The following is a 17,203-nucleotide window of genomic DNA, read 5'->3' on the forward strand; positions in this document are numbered from 1 at the left end:
GTCAACGGGGCGCTGGACCGGGTGGTGGCGCTGGCCAACGGCTAGCTCAACACCCACCCGGCCGGGGGCCCGGGGGTTGCCCCCCGGACAAGCACAGCAACGGGGCGCTGGACCGGGTGGTGGCGCTGGCCAACGGCTAGCCGCCGCGCGGGTGCGGCGGTCGTCCCCCGTGGGCGGCCGCCGTGCGCTGCGTTGGTGCTCCGCGCCGACCGGGATCATGCTGGTCAGGAGAGGTGCCTGCCGAACAAGGGCGAGATGAGCGGCGATGGAGCGACAGTCGACGTACACGGCCACGGCCACCATCGATGAGCAGGGCATCCTGACCGGCTGGAGCGAAGGCGCCCAGCAACTGCTCGGCCACGAGGCCTCGGAGGTCGTCGGACGGCCCGCGTCCGCGCTGCTCGCCGCGGAGGAGGCCGGATCGGCCCGGCGGACTCTGGCCGGACGCGACCGGTGGAACGGCACTGTACCCCTGCGGCACCGGGACGGCCGGCGCCTGGAGCAGGGACTCCTCGCCCACCGCCGGACGTCGGGCACCGGGGCCGTCGACTGGCTCGTGGTGACCGCGGTGACGGACCGGCCCCAGCCGCCCCGGGGCGAACCGCTGGAGGAGTGGACGTTCATCCAGTCCCCCTTCCCGCTGGCGATCTTCGACATCGAGCTCCGCCTGATGCGCGCCAACCGCCGCCTGGAACGCGCCTTGTCCCTGCCCGAGGCGGCGATGCGCGGGCTGCGCCTGACCCACATCGCGCCCGGCCCCGCGAGCGAGGAGGCCGACCGGACGATGCGCCAGGTGCTGGAGACGGGCGAGCCCCGGGAGGTACAGACCGGGCTCGTCCAGGATCTGGGCCTGCCCACCGTCCTGACCCCGCTCAAGGACGGCACCGGCAGGGTGCGCGCCGTCTGCCTCGCGGCGCACCAGCGCGCCCCGGAGTCCCCTGCACGGCAGGGCGCCGAGGGCGAGACCGGCGCGCACGCGGGTGCGGCCCCCGGCCTCGGGCGCGCCGCGCAGGACCTGGCCGAGGCCACGGTCCCCCGGCTCGCGGACTTCATGGCCGTGGACCTGCTCGACTCCCCGCGGACCCCGGCCGGCTCCGCCGACGCGGGCCCGGTGGTCCTGCGCCGCGCCGTGCTGCGCACCGTCCCGGACGACGCCGTGAGCGCGTCCATGGCCCAGGTGGGCGAGGCCGTCGCCTACGAGCCGGGGTCACCCCCGGCGGACTGTCTGGCCTCCGGCAACGCCGTCCTCTACGACACCTCGGACCCGGTGGTCGCGGCGTGGGTGGCGGTGGACCCGGCGGCCGCGTGGCTGCACGCGTACGGCACACGCGCGCTGATGCTGGTACCGCTGCTCGCCGAGGGCTGCACACTCGGGGTGGCCCTCTTCGGCCGCCACCGGCGCCCCGAGCCGTTCGGCCCGGGGGATCTGCGGCTCGCCGAGGAGCTCACGGGGCATGCGGCCACCGGCCTGCACAGCGCCCACCGTTACTCCCGCGCGCGCACCACCACCATGTCCCTGCAGCGCAGCCTGCTCCCGCACACGCTGCCCGACCAGGGGGCCCTGGAGATCGCCACCCGGTATCTGCCCGCGGCCACCCGGGCCGGTGTGGGCGGCGACTGGTTCGACGTGATCCCGCTGTCCGGGGCGCGGGTAGCCCTGGTCGTCGGCGACGTCGTCGGCCACGGCATCCGCGCCTCCGCCACGATGGGCCGGCTGCGGACCGCGGTGCGTACCCTGGCCGACGTCGACCTGCCCGCCGACGAGCTGCTCACCCACCTCGACGACCTCGTCCTGCGGCTGGCCGCCGACGAGGGCAGCGCCGACCCGGCGGCCGAGACCGCCGGGGGCATCGGCACCACCTGTCTGTACGCGGTCTACGACCCGGTCTCACGCCATTGCACGCTCGCCAGGGCCGGCCATCCGCCGCCCGCCGTGGTCACCCCGGACGGCACGGTCCGCTTTCTCGACGTGCCCCCCGGTCCGCCGCTGGGGCTCGGCGGGCTGCCCTTCGAGGCCTTCGAGACCGAGCTGCCCGAGGGCAGCCTGCTCGCCCTCTACACCGACGGGCTGCTCGAGGCCCGCGACCACGACATCGACGAGGCGCTGGACAAGCTGTTCGGCGCGCTCGGCCGTCCCGCGCCGACGCTGGACGCGGTGTGCGACCGGGTGCTGACCGAGCTGCTGAGCCATCGCCCCGACGACGACATCGCCCTGGTCGTCGCCCGCACCCGGGCGCTGCACGCCGACCGGGTCGCCGCCTGGGAGCTGGACAGCGATCCCACCGTGGTGGCCCGGGCCCGCAAGCACACCAGCGAGCAGCTGAGCGTCTGGGGCCTGGACGAGGCCGTCTTCACCACCGAGCTGATGGTCAGCGAACTGGTCACCAACGCCATCCGCTACGGCCGCCCGCCCATCCAGCTCCGGCTCATCCACCAGGACTCCACCCTGATCTGCGAGGTCTACGACTCCAGCGGCACCACCCCGCACATGCGGCGCGCCAGGATCTTCGACGAGGGCGGCCGGGGCCTGCTGCTCGTCGCCCAGCTCGCCAAGCGCTGGGGCACCCGCCACGACCGGGTCGGCAAGACCGTGTGGGCGGAACAGTCGCTGACCACCGGCTGACACGGGGCTGCCCCGCCGGGGAGGGGCGGGGCAGTCAGCGGTCGGGGTGCTCTGTGTTCAATTGACGACCACGTCCGGCGGAGCGGGCGTGTCCGGGGCGGTGGTGCCGCCGCTGTCATGACCGGGGTCCGGCGCAGCAGGTCCGGAGTCGGCCGGGGGATCGGCCGGAGCGGGCGTCTCCGGTGCGGGGGTGCTGCCGGTGTCCCCGCCGGACGGGTCCGGCTTGTGGTCGTCGGGGCACGGCGGGCCGTCGCTGCCGTTGGTGCCGGTGCCGTTGCGGCCGTTCGTGCCCTTGCCGCCGCATGAGCCCCGGCCGCGGCCACCGGTGCCGCCGGTGCCGGTACCACCAGGAGCCGTGCAGACCGTGGCGTCGCCGCCGGTGCCGTTGCCGCCGTTGCCGCCCGTGGCGTTGCCGGCGCTGCAGGTGTCGTGGTCGCCGTGCTTCTTGCCGTGGTCGTCCTTGTGGCGCTTGTCGCTCTTCTTGTGGTCCTTGCTGCCGTGGTCGTCGTGCGACTCGGAAGCCGTCACGCTGTGCGGCGCGGGGGCGGCGAAGGCGGCGCCTGCGGGGATCAGGACTGCGCCGAGGGGGAACAGGAGGGAGGCGGCGGCCACGGCCAGGCTGCTCTTGCGGACGTTGCGGGTCATGAGGGGTGCCGTTCCTTGAGGGGGTTGTCGGGATTGCGGGGGGCTCGTGGCCGGGGGGTCGGGTGGCGCGGCCGCTGACCGCGCCACCCGGATCCGCCGTCGCTCACTCGCTGCTGTCAGCGACGTGGGCTTCAGTTGGAAGTGGCGTCACCTCCGTTGCCGCCGGTCGCGTTGCCACCACCGTTGCTCGTGGCGTTACCACCGTCACCGCCGGTCGCATCACCCTTGCCATTGCTCGTGGCGTTACCACCGTCACCGCCGGTCGCATCACCCTTGCCATTGCTCGTGGCGTTACCACCGTCACCACCGGTCGCATCACCCTTGCCATTGCTCGTGGCGTTACCACCGTCACCACCGGTCGCATCACCCTTGCCATTGCTCGTGGCATTACCACCGTCACCACCGGTCGCATCACCCTTGCCATTGCTCGTGGCGTTACCGCCATTACCACCGGTCGCATCACCCTTGCCATTGCTCGTGGCATTACCACCGTCACCACCGGTCGCATCACCCTTGCCATTGCTCGTGGCGTTACCACCGTCACCACCGGTCGCATTGCCGTTACCATTGCTCGTCGCATTACCGCCGTTGCCGCCGGTCGCGTTGCCCTTCTTGGCCTTCTTCACCTTCTTGTGGTGGTCGGCGTCGTGCTTGTCGTGGTGCTTGGCCACCAGCGTGACGGTCGACGAGTCGGGCATCGGGGCGGCCGAGGCGGCGGTGGCCGGGAGAATGATTCCGCCGGCGACGACCACGGCCGAGGCGACGATCGTGGAGAGGCGAACGCCTCGCTTGGTACGGACGGCTTCGCGGTTCTCGTTGATACGCTTCATGACTTTCTCCTACTTGAATCGGGGCCCTTTTTCGGTTTCCGGTTTCTCCGGTGGGGCCGTGCTTCAAGTAGGCCGGAATGCCAGAGCGCGGTCACGTTCCGAGGACTCGGGACTTGACGAGGAGGAAATCGCCCGGTATTTAGCGCGGCGCGCCTAGGACGCCGGTCCCCCGAAGACGGGGCCGGCCCAGGCGGGCGGGGCGGGCACCGAGGCGGCGGCCGGGCGGGTGCCGGCGGCACGGGCGTCCACCAGCGTGGGTGTACGGCGCTGCAGGCCGCTGTCGGCCAGGGCGGCGCGCAGGGCCGCGACGAACTCCAGGCAGGTGCCGTACCGGTCGTCCGGGGCCTTGGCCAGTGCCTTCCGCAGGACGTCGTCGGCGGCCGCCGGGATCCCGGGCCGCTCCTCGCTCAGCAGGGGCGGCGGGTCGTACTGGTGCGCCCACAGCAGCTCCAGGTCGTCGTCCCGCCGGAAGGGCGGCGCGCCCGCGAGGGTCTCGTAGACGACACAGGCCAGGCTGTAGAGATCGGACCGGCCGTCCACGGGGCGGCCCGCGACCCGCTCCGGCGCCACGTAGTCGAGGGTGCCGACGAACTCGCCCGCGGTGGTGAACCCGGTGAGCGACAGGGACTTCTTCGCCAGCCCGAAGTCGGTGAGGTAGACGTGCTCGGGGTGGTCGCTGTCGACGCCCTTGGCGACCAGTACGTTGCCGGGCTTGACGTCCCGGTGCACCAGATCGTGCTCGTGGGCCGCGTCGAGCGCGGACGCCAGCTGGGCGGCGATGCGCAGCGCGGCCGGCACCGGGAGCGGGCCGTCGCGGTCGAGCACGGCGCGCAGGTCCATCCCGTGCACGAAGCACATCGCGATGTACAGGATCCCGTCGGTCTCGCCGGCCTCGAAGACGGGGACGATGTGGGGATGGTCGATGGCGGCGGCGATCCGCGACTCCTGGTGGAAGCGGCGGCGGAAGGAGTCGTTGCGGGTGTACTCGGGGGCGAGGAGTTTGAGGGCGACGGTACGGCCGAGGCGCAGGTCCCGGGCGCAGTAGACGACGGCCATGCCGCCGCGGCCCAGCTCGCGCTCCACGCGGTAGCCGGCGATCTCCGTCCCGATCGGGCCGGAAGGTTGCACCACCTGCCCACTCACGCCTGAATTCTACCCAGTTGATCCATATGCGCGCTCGTCCACGGCCGCGCCCGTCCACGGCACGGCGAAGGCCCGGGTCTCCCTCTCAAGGGGCCCGGGCCTTCCCTCATCCGGTCACCGCGTGCGGAGCCCGCTGATGGACCGCGTCGTCACGCCGCGACCGGAACCTCCGGCTCCGCGCCGTTCGCGGCGGGTGCGAGCGCCAGTTCCAGAACCTGGCGGACGTCGGTCACGGCGTGGACGTCGAGCTTGTCCAGCACCTCGGCCGGGACGTCGTCCAGGTCGGGTTCGTTGCGCTTGGGGATGATCACGGTGGTCACCCCGGCGCGGTGGGCGGCGAGCAGCTTCTGCTTCACACCGCCGATGGGCAGCACCCGGCCGGTCAGCGAGACCTCGCCGGTCATCGCCACGTCGGTGCGGACCAGACGGCCGGAGAGCAGGGACGCGAGGGCCGTGGTCATCGTGATGCCCGCGCTCGGGCCGTCCTTCGGGACCGCGCCCGCCGGGAAGTGGACGTGCACACCCCGGTCCTTCAGGTCGGCCACCGGCAGCTCCAGTTCGGCGCCGTGGCTGCGCAGGAAGCTCAGCGCGATCTGCGCCGACTCCTTCATCACGTCGCCCAGCTGACCGGTCAGGGTCAGCCCCGCCCCGCCCGTCTCCGGGTCGGCGAGGGACGCCTCGACGAAGAGGACGTCGCCGCCGGCTCCGGTGACCGCGAGGCCGGTCGCCACGCCCGGCACCGACGTACGGCGCTCGGCCGGGTCCTGGGCGGACTCGGGCACGTGGTGCGGACGCCCGATCAGGCCGCGCAGATCCTCGTCCCGGACGGTGAACGGCAGCTTCCGCTCGCCGAGTTCGTGCTGGGCCGCGACCTTGCGCAGCAGCCGCGCGATGGACCGCTCCAGGGTGCGCACGCCCGCCTCGCGGGTGTACTCGCCGGCGAGCTTGCGCAGCGCGCCCTCGTCGATCGCGACCTCGTCCCCTGCCAGGCCGGCCCGCTCCAGCTGGCGCGGGAGCAGGTGGTCACGGGCGATGACGATCTTCTCGTCCTCGGTGTAGCCGTCCAGACGGACGATCTCCATACGGTCGGCGAGCGCCTCCGGGATGGCCTCCAGGACGTTGGCGGTGGCGAGGAAGACCACGTCGGACAGGTCCAGTTCGACCTCCAGGTAATGGTCCCGGAAGGTGTGGTTCTGCGCCGGGTCCAGCACCTCCAGCAGGGCCGCGGCCGGGTCGCCACGGAAGTCCGACCCCACCTTGTCGATCTCGTCCAGCAGGACCACGGGGTTCATCGACCCCGCCTCCTTGATGGCACGCACGACACGGCCGGGCAGCGCGCCGACGTACGTACGCCGGTGCCCGCGGATCTCCGCCTCGTCCCGGACGCCACCGAGGGCGACACGGACGAACTTGCGGCCCATGGCGTGGGCGACGCTTTCGCCCAAGCTGGTCTTTCCGACGCCAGGGGGGCCGACCAGAGCCAGCACGGCCCCACCGCGCCGCCCGCCGATGACACCAAGACCGCGCTCACTGCGCCGCTTGCGGACGGCCAGGTACTCGGTGATGCGCTCCTTCACGTCCTCCAGGCCCGCGTGCTCGGCGTCCAGGATCGCCTTGGCACCCTGGATGTCGTACGCGGAAGCGCCGTCATCGGTCCGCTCGTTCCACGGCATCTCCAGGACCGTGTCCAGCCAGGTGCGGATCCACGAGCCCTCCGGCGACTGGTCGGAGGCACGCTCCAGCTTGTCGACCTCCTTGAGGGCGGCCTCGCGGACCTTCTCCGGCAGGTCGGCGGCCTCCACGCGGGCGCGGTAGTCGTCGGACTCCTCGCCGTCCTGCTCGCCGTTCAGCTCGCGCAGTTCCTTGCGGACGGCCTCGAGCTGACGCCTCAGCAGGAACTCGCGCTGCTGCTTGTCGACGCCCTCCTGGACGTCCTTGGCGATGGTCTCGGCCACGTCCTGCTCGGCGAGGTGTTCGCGCAGCTGCTGCGTGGCGAGCCTGAGGCGGGCCACCGGGTCGGCCGTCTCCAGCAGCTCGACCTTCTGCTCGGTGGTGAGGAAGGGCGAGTACCCGGAGTTGTCGGCGAGCGCGGAGACGTCGTCGATGGCCTGGACGCGGTCCACGACCTGCCAGGCGCCGCGCTTCTTCAGCCAGCTGGTGGCAAGGGCCTTGTACTCCTTGACGAGTTCGGCGGCATGCCCGGGCAGCGGATCGGGCACGGTCGCGTCGACCCGCGCGCCCTCGACCCACAGCGCCGCGCCCGGACCCGTCGTACCGGCGCCGATCCGCACCCGGCCGCGGCCGCGGATCAGGGCCCCCGGGTCGCCGTCGGCCAGCCGGCCGACCTGCTCGACGGTGCCCAGCACGCCGGTCTTGGCGTACGTGCCGTCGATGCGTGGTACCAGCAGGACCTTGGGCTTCCCGGGCTCCGACCTGGCGGCGGCCTGCGCGGCCTCCACCGCGGCCCGCACCTCGGCGTCGCTCAGGTCCAGCGGAACCACCATCCCGGGCAGCACGACCTCGTCGTCGAGCGGCAGCACGGGCAACACGAGCGTGAACGCCGTGGACTCAGCAGCCATGATCTCCCCTTAGGCAGTCAACTTGAGCTATGCCGACTCAATGCACGGGGCTCCGCCAATGTTCCCGGGTTCCTGTTCGCTGTGAGCGATCGACCCGTCACCGGTGTGTTACTGCAGGCCAGAGGGGATGCCAGTGGGGCCTGCCAGGATGCCCGGACATCGGCACGAACGGGGAGGACCCCATGGGCACCTGGGACACGGGACCCTTTGACAACGACACCGCTGCGGACTGGTGCAACGGTCTGGACGACGCGGCCGCGGACGAGCGCGCGGGACTGGTTCGCGACGCGCTGGTGCGAGCCGTCGACACCGAGGACTACCTCGAAGCGCCCGAGGCGGAGGAGGCCGTCGCGGCGGCCGCGCTGGTCGCCGCCCGGCTTCCGGGCGGCGCCATCCCCTCGCCGCACTACGGACCCGAGGAGCCCCTCCCCGACCTCACGGCCCTGCGACCGCTCGCGCTGCAAGCCCTCGACCGGGTCGTGACCGAGCCGTCCGAGCTGCTGGACCTGTGGGAGGACTCCGAGGGCGGCCCGTGGCGATCCGGCGTTGAGCGGATGCGGCAGATACTCCTGCCGCCCTCGGAGGGGGAACAGCTCAGCCTGTGAGTCGAAGCCCGGCGTGTCGCGCATCGTCGTCAGGAGGTGGGGCATCCCACGGGTGCAGGGTGTCGCGACCCTGCACTGGGCGCCGGTCACGCCCCGTTCACGACGCGGCGGTCACCTCGGCCGCCCGTTCGATCCGTGCCACCGCATCGGCCATGAAGACCTCCCCCGTCTCCTGACCGCGACTCCCTGCCCCGGCCAGGAGCGTGGCTACACCATCGCGCAGGCGGTCACACGGAAACCGGGGAGGCCGCCGGGAGGCGCCAGCGCCGTACCAGCGGCCAGCCGGCGATGCCGATGGTCAGGGCGATCAGGTGGCCCCAGTTGGTCATCGGGTCCTGAAAGGCGATCAGGTCCTCGGCGAGCATGCTCGCGAACAGGGTGAGGACGGGCCAGCGGACCCAGGGGGTGAGCAGGCCGGACAGGGCGCCGATGCTGGCGGCGACGCCGAAGCTGATGCCGTAGTCGAGGCGGTGCAGGGAGGTGTCCGGGAGGTGGCCGACCAGGACCGCGAGGCCCACCGGGACCTCCGTCGCGAGGGTGGCCAGGACGTGGCCCGCCAGGAACACACAGGCCGCCCGGGCGCCGCCTATCCGCCGCTCCAGCGCGGTGAGGACCAGCACGAACGCGCCCGCGTACGACGACACGACGCCGCCCGCGATCCACAGCGCGCTCGCCAGCAGCACCAGCACCGGCGTGCGCACGAGGTGGGCGACGTCGGTGCTGGAGGCCTGGTACAGCGTGTGCATCAGGGCGGGGTCGGCCCAGGCCGCCACCAGTGAGGTGAGGGCGAGGAGGGCCGCGTAGGCGAAGGTGAACGGGGTGCCGGTGGGGGTCGGCAGGAGGTGCCAGGGCCGGAAGGAGGGGCGGGCCACGGCCGGAGCCGGCGTCGGGGCCGGGGCCAGGGCCAGGGCGGGCAGCTCGCGTTGGCGTGGGACTCCGTCGAGCAGGCCGGTGACATCCGGCAGGGCGTCGGCGGGAAGAGGCGTGCCCGGGGGCGGGGACGCGGTCGTCGCAGGCCCGGTCACGGTCCGTTCCACGGTGAGGCGCTCCTTCCGTCGCGCCCCACCCTTCGTGTTCCCGCGGCCGCTGTCTATGACCGACGCCACGCGAGAGCGGATTCACAGCAACCTCGGAAGCTTCGTACGCGTCCGCCCCGGCCGGGTTCAGGGCCGCGGCAGTCTCACCTCCCTCGTGTGCGCGGCCCGGACGTCCGGGGACCAGTCGCCGGCGCGGTAGACGGACACCCCGCTCAGCGCCCCGTCGCGGATGTCGCCGCGCATCAGCTCACGGCAGTACCAGGCGCCCTGTTCGTCCTCCCGCCGCTCCTCGAACTCCAGGACGAGTCCGGTGGGCGTGGCGTCGACGCGGTGACGCGGGACGGCACCGAGGGCGGGGGCTGCGGCGGCGGAGCGCGACGAGGGCGTCCCGGCCCGAAGGTCTGCAGCCGCCACTGGGGCAGCGTCAGCGCCACCGGGGCAGCGTCAGGTCGAGGCCGCCGTGCCCGCGCGCGGCCCGCGTCAGGACGGCGCGGGGCTCGCCGAGCACGTCCTCGCGTCCCGCCAACGGGTACATCGCGCCCACGAACCCTCACCCCGCCCTCCACGCACGGGCAGACATCCGGAGAACACCCGCGCCGGTCCGGTGAGGTCGTCCGCTCCGAGCGAAGGCACGCCCGGCGGCGCGCGCGAGGCGCACGGTGGCGGCGCGCGGCGGCAGTCGGGCCGCACCGCCCCGCTACCCGTGCCACCCGCTGGTTCTCGGTCAATTCCCGTGAACGCGACGCCTGGTGCGAGCAGGATGGACGTATGACTGCTGTCTACGACACCCCCGTGGTCCTGGACCGTCGCGAAGGCCCGTACGGCGAGGTGGTGCTGCGCAGGCACGGCGCGCTGCTGCAGATCATCGCCAACGGGTGCTTCCTGATGGACACCTCCGACGGCCGCTCGGAGCGGCTCCTGGTCGACGCCGCGTACGACGCCCTGGACGGGCGCCCGGCACCGGACGTGCTGATCGGCGGACTGGGGGTGGGATTCTCGCTCGCACACGCCGCGGCGGATACCGGCAGGTGGGGGCGGATCACGGTCGTCGAGCGGGAGCCGGCCGTGATCGACTGGCACCGGGGCGACGGACCGCTGTCGGAGATCTCCGCGCACGCGCTCGCCGATCCCCGTACCGAGATCGTCGAGGCCGATCTTGTCACTTACGTCAATGAGACATCGGACACGTTCGACGCCCTGTGTCTCGACATCGACAACGGCCCCGGCTGGACCGTCACCGAGGACAACGACGGCCTGTACTCCTCGTCCGGACTCGCTGCCTGTGCAAGGGTGTTGAGACCGGGCGGGGTGTTGGCGGTATGGTCTGCCGAGCCCTCTCCGGAATTTGAAGGAACCATGTGGAATGCCGGGTTCCGTCAGGTGCGTACCGAAGAGGTCCCCGTTGCCCGGGGCGTTCCGGACGCCGTGCACCTCGCCGTCCGACCTGGATAGCGACGGCGCGGTGAGTCCCCGTAATGTGCTGCCCTGACGCCGATCATTCAAGCGTCAATCGCAGTCATGGGATCACCCCACGGATTCCGGAAAGCAACAGGGGCGGGCGATGGAGCAGACACACACCTCCCAGACCGGCGCGGCCACGACGACCCAGGGCGCCCAGCGCCGTGTGCTGGTCGTCGAGGACGACCCGACGATCGTCGACGCCATCGCGGCCAGGCTCCGCGCCGAGGGATTCCTCGTGCAGACCGCGTCCGATGGTCCCGCGGCGGTCGACACGGCCGAGGCCTGGCAGCCCGACCTGCTGATCCTCGACATCATGCTGCCCGGCTTCGACGGCCTGGAGGTCTGCCGCCGCGTGCAGGCCCAGCGTCCGGTGCCGGTGCTGATGCTCACCGCGCGGGACGACGAGACGGACATGCTGGTCGGGCTCGGCGTCGGTGCCGACGACTACATGACCAAGCCGTTCTCCATGCGGGAGCTGGCCGCGCGGGTGCACGTCCTGCTGCGGCGGGTGGAGCGGGCGGCCATCGCCGCGTCCACGCCCCGCTCGGGCATCCTGCGCCTCGGCGAGCTGGAGATCGACCACGCGCAGCGCCGGGTGCGGGTGAAGTCCGAGGACGTCCACCTCACGCCCACCGAGTTCGACCTGCTGGTGTGCCTGGCGAACACCCCGCGCGCGGTGCTCTCCCGGGAGCAGCTGCTGGCCGAGGTGTGGGACTGGGCGGACGCGTCGGGCACGCGGACCGTGGACAGCCACATCAAGGCGCTGCGGCGGAAGATCGGCGCCGAGCGGATCCGTACCGTGCACGGCGTGGGCTACGCGCTGGAGACACCGACGCCATGAGCGAAGGGCGGGAGGCCGCACGGAGGAGCCCCGGGGAGGATCCCTGGGGTGGCGTACGCCCGTTCTCGATCAAGACCAAGCTGGGCGTGCTCGTCGTCATCTCGGTGCTGATCACCACCGGTCTCTCGATCGTCGCGGTGCACACCAAGACGGAGCTTCGCTTCATCACGGTCTTCTCGATGATCGCCACACTGCTGATAACGCAGTTCGTGGCCCATTCACTCACCTCGCCACTGGACGAGATGAACCTGGTGGCCCGCTCGATCTCGCAGGGCGACTACACCCGCCGGGTCCGCGAGAACCGCCGTGACGAGCTGGGCGACCTCGCCCAGACGATCAACGTCATGGCCGACGAGCTGGAGGCTCAGGACCGCCAGCGCAAGGAGCTGGTGGCGAACGTCTCGCACGAGTTGCGCACCCCGATCGCGGGCCTGCGCGCGGTGCTGGAGAACATCGTCGACGGGGTCACCGAGGCCGACCCGGAGACCATGCGGACGGCCCTGAAACAGACCGAGCGGCTCGGTCGGCTGGTCGAGACGCTACTGGACCTCTCCCGGCTCGACAACGGCGTCGTACCGCTGAAACTGCGCCGCTTCGAGGTGTGGCCGTACCTCTCGGGCGTGCTGAAGGAGGCCAACATGGTCGCCTCCGCGCGCGCGGGCATCGCCTCCGGCTCCGGAAGCCACACGCGCACGGACGTGCACCTGCACCTGGACGTCTCCCCGCCGGAGCTGACCGCGCACGCGGATCCCGAGCGCATCCACCAGGTCGTCGCCAACCTGATCGACAACGCGGTCAAGCACAGCCCGCCGCACGGGCGGGTCACCGTGAAGGCGCGACGCGGGCCGCAGCCGGAGTCGCTGGAGCTCGAGGTGCTGGACGAGGGGCCCGGAATCCCCCGCTCGGAGTGGCACCGCGTGTTCGAGCGGTTCAACCGCGGCTCGGTGACCCGGCCGCACGGTCCGGGCAGCGACGGCGGCACCGGACTGGGCCTCGCGATCGCCCGGTGGGCGGTGGATCTGCACGGCGGCCGAATCGGTGTGGCCGAATCCGAACGGGGCTGCAGGATCATCGTCACTCTTCCGGGACTGACTTCCGTCCCAAGTTGACGTAAAGTCCGAACCGGAGCCACAAGATCCACGCGCGTCCCCGCAGTCGGACACGTGTGATCAGGGACAGGCCCGCGACGCGCATCCGACTCGGTCGCGCCGGGCCCCGCTCGGCGATCCCACACACCCCCGCCCACATGCGGAACCACGCTTGTTTCCCGCCATATCAAGCCCTGAAACAAGATTTCTGATGTGACTTACGCGACGATGAACCTGCCCGACCTGACCTTCCCGGTCTTGGAGGCGTAGCCTTTATTCCCGCTGTCCATCACCTTGTGAAGCGGAAGAGGGCGGTTGCCGCCGTGTCGCCACAGTCCCCCAGTAACTCGAGCATCTCGACCGACGACCAAGCCGGGAAGAACCCCGCTGCTGCGTTCGGTCCCAATGAGTGGCTCGTCGACGAGATCTATCAGCAGTACCTCCAGGACCCGAATTCGGTAGACCGTGCCTGGTGGGACTTCTTCGCCGACTACAAGCCGGGCGCTCCTGCCGCCGCGGCTCCGGCGGGTACTGCGGCCACGGGGGCCGCAGGGACCACCACCACGGCTCCCGCGGCCCCGAGCGCGCCTGCGGCCCCGGCCGCCCCCGCGCCCGCCCCCGCGGCCCCGAAGCCCGCCGCAGCCGCGGCTCCGGCCCCCGCTCCCGCGGCGCAGGCCGCGGCCCCCGCCCCGGCCAAGCCGGCGACGCCCGCACAGGCGCCCGCTCAGCCGACGGTGAAGGCCGCCCCCGCCGCGGCGGCCCCGGAGGGCCCCGAGCTGATCACGCTGCGCGGCCCGGCCGCCGCGGTCGCGAAGAACATGAACGCCTCGCTGGAGCTGCCGACGGCCACCTCGGTCCGCGCGGTCCCGGTGAAGCTGCTGTTCGACAACCGGATCGTCATCAACAACCACCTGAAGCGCGCCCGGGGCGGGAAGATCTCCTTCACGCACCTGATCGGCTTCGCGATGGTCCAGGCCATCAAGGCCATGCCGTCGATGAACTGGTCGTTCGGTGAGAAGGACGGCAAGCCGACCCTCGTCAAGCCGCCGCACGTCAACCTCGGCCTGGCCATCGACCTGGTGAAGCCCAACGGCGACCGCCAGCTCGTCGTGGCCGCCATCAAGAAGGCCGAGACGCTGAACTTCTTCGAGTTCTGGCAGGCCTACGAGGACATCGTCCGCCGTGCCCGTGACGGCAAGCTGACGATGGACGACTTCACCGGTGTCACGGTCTCCCTGACCAACCCGGGCGGCCTCGGCACGGTCCACTCCGTCCCGCGCCTGATGCCCGGCCAGTCGGTCATCATGGGCGTCGGCTCCATGGACTACCCGGCGGAGTTCCAGGGCACCAGCCAGGACACCCTGAACAAGCTCGGCATCTCGAAGGTCATGACGCTCACGTCGACCTACGACCACCGGGTGATCCAGGGCGCCGCCTCCGGCGAGTTCCTGCGCCAGGTCTCGAACCTGCTGCTCGGCGAGAACGGCTTCTACGACGACATCTTCGAGGCGCTGCGCATCCCCTACGAGCCGGTCCGCTGGCTCAAGGACATCGACGCCTCGCACGACGACGACGTCACCAAGGCCGCCCGCGTCTTCGAGCTGATCCACTCCTACCGGGTCCGCGGCCACGTCATGGCCGACACCGACCCGCTGGAGTACCGCCAGCGCAAGCACCCCGACCTGGACATCGTCGAGCACGGCCTCACCCTGTGGGACCTGGAGCGCGAGTTCGCCGTCGGCGGCTTCGCCGGCAAGGCGATGATGAAGCTGCGCGACATCCTCGGCGTGCTGCGCGACTCGTACTGCCGCACCACTGGCATCGAGTTCATGCACATCCAGGACCCGAAGCAGCGCAAGTGGATCCAGGACCGCGTCGAGCGCCCGCACTCCAAGCCGGAGCGCGAGGAGCAGCTGCGCATCCTGCGCCGCCTGAACGCGGCCGAGGCCTTCGAGACCTTCCTGCAGACGAAGTACGTCGGCCAGAAGCGCTTCTCCCTGGAGGGCGGCGAGTCCGTCATCCCGCTGCTGGACGCGGTCATCGACTCCGCTGCCGAGTCCCGTCTGGACGAGGTCATCATCGGCATGGCCCACCGCGGCCGCCTGAACATCCTCGCCAACATCGTCGGCAAGTCGTACGCCCAGATCTTCCGCGAGTTCGAGGGCAACCTGGACCCGAAGTCGATGCACGGCTCCGGCGACGTGAAGTACCACCTGGGCGCCGAGGGCACCTTCACCGGCCTGGACGGCGAGCAGATCAAGGTGTCGCTGGTCGCGAACCCGTCGCACCTCGAGGCCGTCGACCCGGTCCTGGAGGGCGTCGCCCGCGCCAAGCAGGACATCATCAACAAGGGCGGCACGGACTTCACCGTCCTGCCGGTGGCGATCCACGGCGACGCGGCCTTCGCGGGCCAGGGCGTGGTGGCCGAGACCCTGAACATGTCGCAGCTGCGCGGCTACCGCACCGGCGGCACGGTCCACATCGTCATCAACAACCAGGTCGGCTTCACCGCGGCCCCCGAGTCCTCGCGTTCCTCCATGTACGCGACGGACGTGGCCCGCATGATCGAGGCCCCGATCTTCCACGTGAACGGCGACGACCCGGAGGCCGTCGTGCGCGTCGCGCGGCTCGCCTTCGAGTTCCGCCAGGCGTTCAACAAGGATGTGGTGATCGACCTCATCTGCTACCGCCGCCGCGGTCACAACGAGTCGGACAACCCGGCCTTCACCCAGCCGCTGATGTACGACCTGATCGACAAGAAGCGCTCGGTGCGCAAGCTCTACACCGAGTCCCTGATCGGTCGCGGCGACATCACCCTGGAAGAGGCCGAGCAGGCGCTGCAGGACTACCAGGGCCAGCTGGAGAAGGTCTTCACGGAGGTCCGCGAGGCTACGTCCCAGCCGTCCGCCGGAGTCGTCCAGGAGCCGCAGGACGGCTTCCCGGTCACGGTCCCGACCGCGATCTCCTCGGAGATCGTCAAGCGGATCGCCGAGTCCCAGGTCAACATCCCCGACCACATCACCGTCCACCCGCGTCTGCTGCCGCAGCTGCAGCGCCGGGCGGCCATGGTCGAGGACGGCACGATCGACTGGGGCATGGGCGAGACCCTGGCCATCGGCTCGCTGCTACTCGAGGGCACCCCGGTCCGTCTGGCGGGCCAGGACTCCCAGCGCGGCACCTTCGGACAGCGCCACGCGGTCCTGATCGACCGCAGCACCGGCGAGGAGTACACGCCGCTGCAGTACCTCTCCGAGGACCAGGCCCGCCTGAACGTCTACAACTCCCTGCTCTCCGAGTACGCGGCGATGGGCTTCGAGTACGGCTACTCGCTCGCCCGCCCCGACGCGCTGGTGATGTGGGAGGCCCAGTTCGGCGACTTCGTCAACGGCGCGCAGACGGTCGTGGACGAGTTCATCTCGTCGGCCGAGCAGAAGTGGAACCAGACCTCCGGTGTCACCCTGCTCCTCCCGCACGGCTACGAGGGCCAGGGCCCGGACCACTCGTCCGCCCGCCCGGAGCGCTTCCTGCAGCTGTGCGCGCAGAACAACATGACGGTCGCGATGCCCACGCTCCCGTCGAACTACTTCCACCTCCTGCGGTGGCAGGTGCACAACCCGCACCACAAGCCGCTGGTCGTCTTCACCCCGAAGTCGATGCTGCGCCTGAAGGCCGCGGCCTCGAAGGCGGAGGAGTTCACGAGCGGCCAGTTCCGCCCGGTCATCGGCGACGAGTCGATCACCGATCCGGCCGCGGTCCGCAAGGTCGTCTTCTGCGCCGGCAAGGTCTACTACGACCTGGAGGCCGAGCGGGTCAAGCGCGGTGTCACGGACACGGCGATCATCCGCATCGAGCGCCTGTACCCGCTGCCGGGTGCCGAGCTCCAGGCGGAGGTCAACAAGTACCCGAACGCCGAGAAGTACCTGTGGGCCCAGGAGGAGCCGGCGAACCAGGGTGCCTGGCCGTTCATCGCGCTCAACCTGATCGACCACCTCGACCTGGCGGTCGGCGCAGACATCCCGGCCGGCGAGCGGCTGCGGCGCATCTCGCGCCCGCACGGTTCGTCCCCGGCGGTGGGCTCCGCCAAGCGCCACCAGGCCGAGCAGGAGCAGCTGGTGCGTGAGGTGTTCGAGGCGTAGGCCTCCGGCGGTTCAGCCGACACTCAGGGCCCGGTACCGAGTTCCGACTCGGTACCGGGCCCTTCGCCTACCCATGGGGGTGGTTGAGACCGTGCGCGGCTGCGGGCCGTCCGTGGTTGCTCGCGCAGCTCCTCGCGCCCCTTAGGGAACTGCAGTGCCGTCGGCTTCGTAGTGGCCCCCCCGAGCGCGGGTGAGCCAAACTCAACCCCGCCCAG

At 71.4% G+C, this 17,203-nt stretch carries 12 protein-coding genes; 6 read left to right on the forward strand and 6 right to left on the reverse strand.

Translation table 11 applies throughout. From position 1 onward, the window contains the following. Nucleotides 1–265 precede the first annotated feature (265 nt). Nucleotides 266–2,623: a SpoIIE family protein phosphatase gene (locus ACWC5O_RS13815; protein WP_450580884.1), complete on the forward strand. Its 2,358-nt coding sequence runs from the start codon at nt 266–268 to the stop codon at nt 2,621–2,623. 57 nt (nt 2,624–2,680) lie between these two features. On the opposite strand, the gene ACWC5O_RS13820 is transcribed toward ACWC5O_RS13815, so the two are convergent. The 4 genes from ACWC5O_RS13820 to lon all read right to left on the reverse strand — a co-directional run bounded on the left by ACWC5O_RS13820 (nt 2,681) and on the right by lon (nt 7,820). After that, nucleotides 2,681–3,268 (reverse strand): hypothetical protein, encoded by a 588-nt coding sequence (locus tag ACWC5O_RS13820; RefSeq protein ID WP_450580885.1) that lies wholly within the window; start codon nt 3,266–3,268, stop codon nt 2,681–2,683. A 131-nt stretch (nt 3,269–3,399) separates the two neighbouring features. Continuing rightward, complete coding sequence (locus tag ACWC5O_RS13825) at nt 3,400–4,098, reverse strand: hypothetical protein (protein WP_450780974.1); 699 nt, start codon at nt 4,096–4,098, stop codon at nt 3,400–3,402. Nucleotides 4,099–4,251: 153 nt separating this feature from the next. Then, nucleotides 4,252–5,241, reverse strand: a complete 990-nt coding sequence (locus tag ACWC5O_RS13830) for a serine/threonine-protein kinase (protein WP_450580886.1) — start codon at nt 5,239–5,241, stop codon at nt 4,252–4,254. Nucleotides 5,242–5,390: 149 nt separating this feature from the next. Beyond that, nucleotides 5,391–7,820, reverse strand: coding sequence for an endopeptidase La (gene lon / locus ACWC5O_RS13835; RefSeq protein WP_450580887.1), 2,430 nt, complete (start codon nt 7,818–7,820; stop codon nt 5,391–5,393). A 182-nt stretch (nt 7,821–8,002) separates the two neighbouring features. Between lon and ACWC5O_RS13840 the strand changes: the two genes are divergently transcribed. Beyond that, nucleotides 8,003–8,425: a DUF4259 domain-containing protein gene (locus ACWC5O_RS13840; RefSeq protein WP_450580888.1), complete on the forward strand. Its 423-nt coding sequence runs from the start codon at nt 8,003–8,005 to the stop codon at nt 8,423–8,425. Between the two features lie 227 nt (nt 8,426–8,652). Here ACWC5O_RS13840 and ACWC5O_RS13845 read toward each other — a convergent pair whose 3' ends face one another. Together ACWC5O_RS13845 and ACWC5O_RS13850 are read right to left on the reverse strand one after the other, a co-directional pair. Further along, a complete protein-coding gene (locus ACWC5O_RS13845; RefSeq protein ID WP_450580889.1) occupies nt 8,653–9,462 on the reverse strand; it encodes a rhomboid-like protein in 810 nt (269 codons plus the stop codon). A gap of 126 nt (nt 9,463–9,588) precedes the next feature. After that, nucleotides 9,589–9,876 (reverse strand): hypothetical protein, encoded by a 288-nt coding sequence (locus ACWC5O_RS13850; RefSeq protein WP_450580890.1) that lies wholly within the window; start codon nt 9,874–9,876, stop codon nt 9,589–9,591. A gap of 354 nt (nt 9,877–10,230) precedes the next feature. Here ACWC5O_RS13850 and ACWC5O_RS13855 point away from each other — a divergent pair, with 354 nt between their 5' ends. The 4 genes from ACWC5O_RS13855 to ACWC5O_RS13870 all read left to right on the forward strand — a co-directional run bounded on the left by ACWC5O_RS13855 (nt 10,231) and on the right by ACWC5O_RS13870 (nt 16,988). Beyond that, entirely contained in the window at nt 10,231–10,914 is a 684-nt protein-coding gene (locus ACWC5O_RS13855; protein ID WP_450580891.1) for a spermine/spermidine synthase domain-containing protein, read from the forward strand. Between the two features lie 109 nt (nt 10,915–11,023). Continuing rightward, nucleotides 11,024–11,764: a response regulator transcription factor gene (locus ACWC5O_RS13860; protein WP_145883083.1), complete on the forward strand. Its 741-nt coding sequence runs from the start codon at nt 11,024–11,026 to the stop codon at nt 11,762–11,764. Next, nucleotides 11,761–12,873, forward strand: coding sequence for a HAMP domain-containing sensor histidine kinase (locus ACWC5O_RS13865; RefSeq protein ID WP_450580892.1), 1,113 nt, complete (start codon nt 11,761–11,763; stop codon nt 12,871–12,873). The genes ACWC5O_RS13860 and ACWC5O_RS13865 overlap by 4 nt, the downstream gene beginning before the upstream one ends. Before the next feature lie 302 nt (nt 12,874–13,175). Continuing rightward, entirely contained in the window at nt 13,176–16,988 is a 3,813-nt protein-coding gene (locus ACWC5O_RS13870) for a multifunctional oxoglutarate decarboxylase/oxoglutarate dehydrogenase thiamine pyrophosphate-binding subunit/dihydrolipoyllysine-residue succinyltransferase subunit (RefSeq protein WP_450580893.1), read from the forward strand. The last annotated feature ends 215 nt before the right edge of the window (nt 16,989–17,203 follow it).

The organism is Streptomyces sp. NPDC001450 (assembly GCF_053597295.1).

Coding starts and splice junctions, on each gene's coding strand:
- ACWC5O_RS13815 (WP_450580884.1), top strand. CDS start 266: ATGGAGCGACAGTCGACGTACACGGCCACGGCCACCATCGATGAGCAG.
- ACWC5O_RS13820 (WP_450580885.1), bottom strand. CDS start 3,268: ATGACCCGCAACGTCCGCAAGAGCAGCCTGGCCGTGGCCGCCGCCTCC.
- ACWC5O_RS13825 (WP_450780974.1), bottom strand. CDS start 4,098: ATGAAGCGTATCAACGAGAACCGCGAAGCCGTCCGTACCAAGCGAGGC.
- lon (WP_450580887.1), bottom strand. CDS start 7,820: ATGGCTGCTGAGTCCACGGCGTTCACGCTCGTGTTGCCCGTGCTGCCG.
- ACWC5O_RS13840 (WP_450580888.1), top strand. CDS start 8,003: ATGGGCACCTGGGACACGGGACCCTTTGACAACGACACCGCTGCGGAC.
- ACWC5O_RS13855 (WP_450580891.1), top strand. CDS start 10,231: ATGACTGCTGTCTACGACACCCCCGTGGTCCTGGACCGTCGCGAAGGC.
- ACWC5O_RS13860 (WP_145883083.1), top strand. CDS start 11,024: ATGGAGCAGACACACACCTCCCAGACCGGCGCGGCCACGACGACCCAG.
- ACWC5O_RS13865 (WP_450580892.1), top strand. CDS start 11,761: ATGAGCGAAGGGCGGGAGGCCGCACGGAGGAGCCCCGGGGAGGATCCC.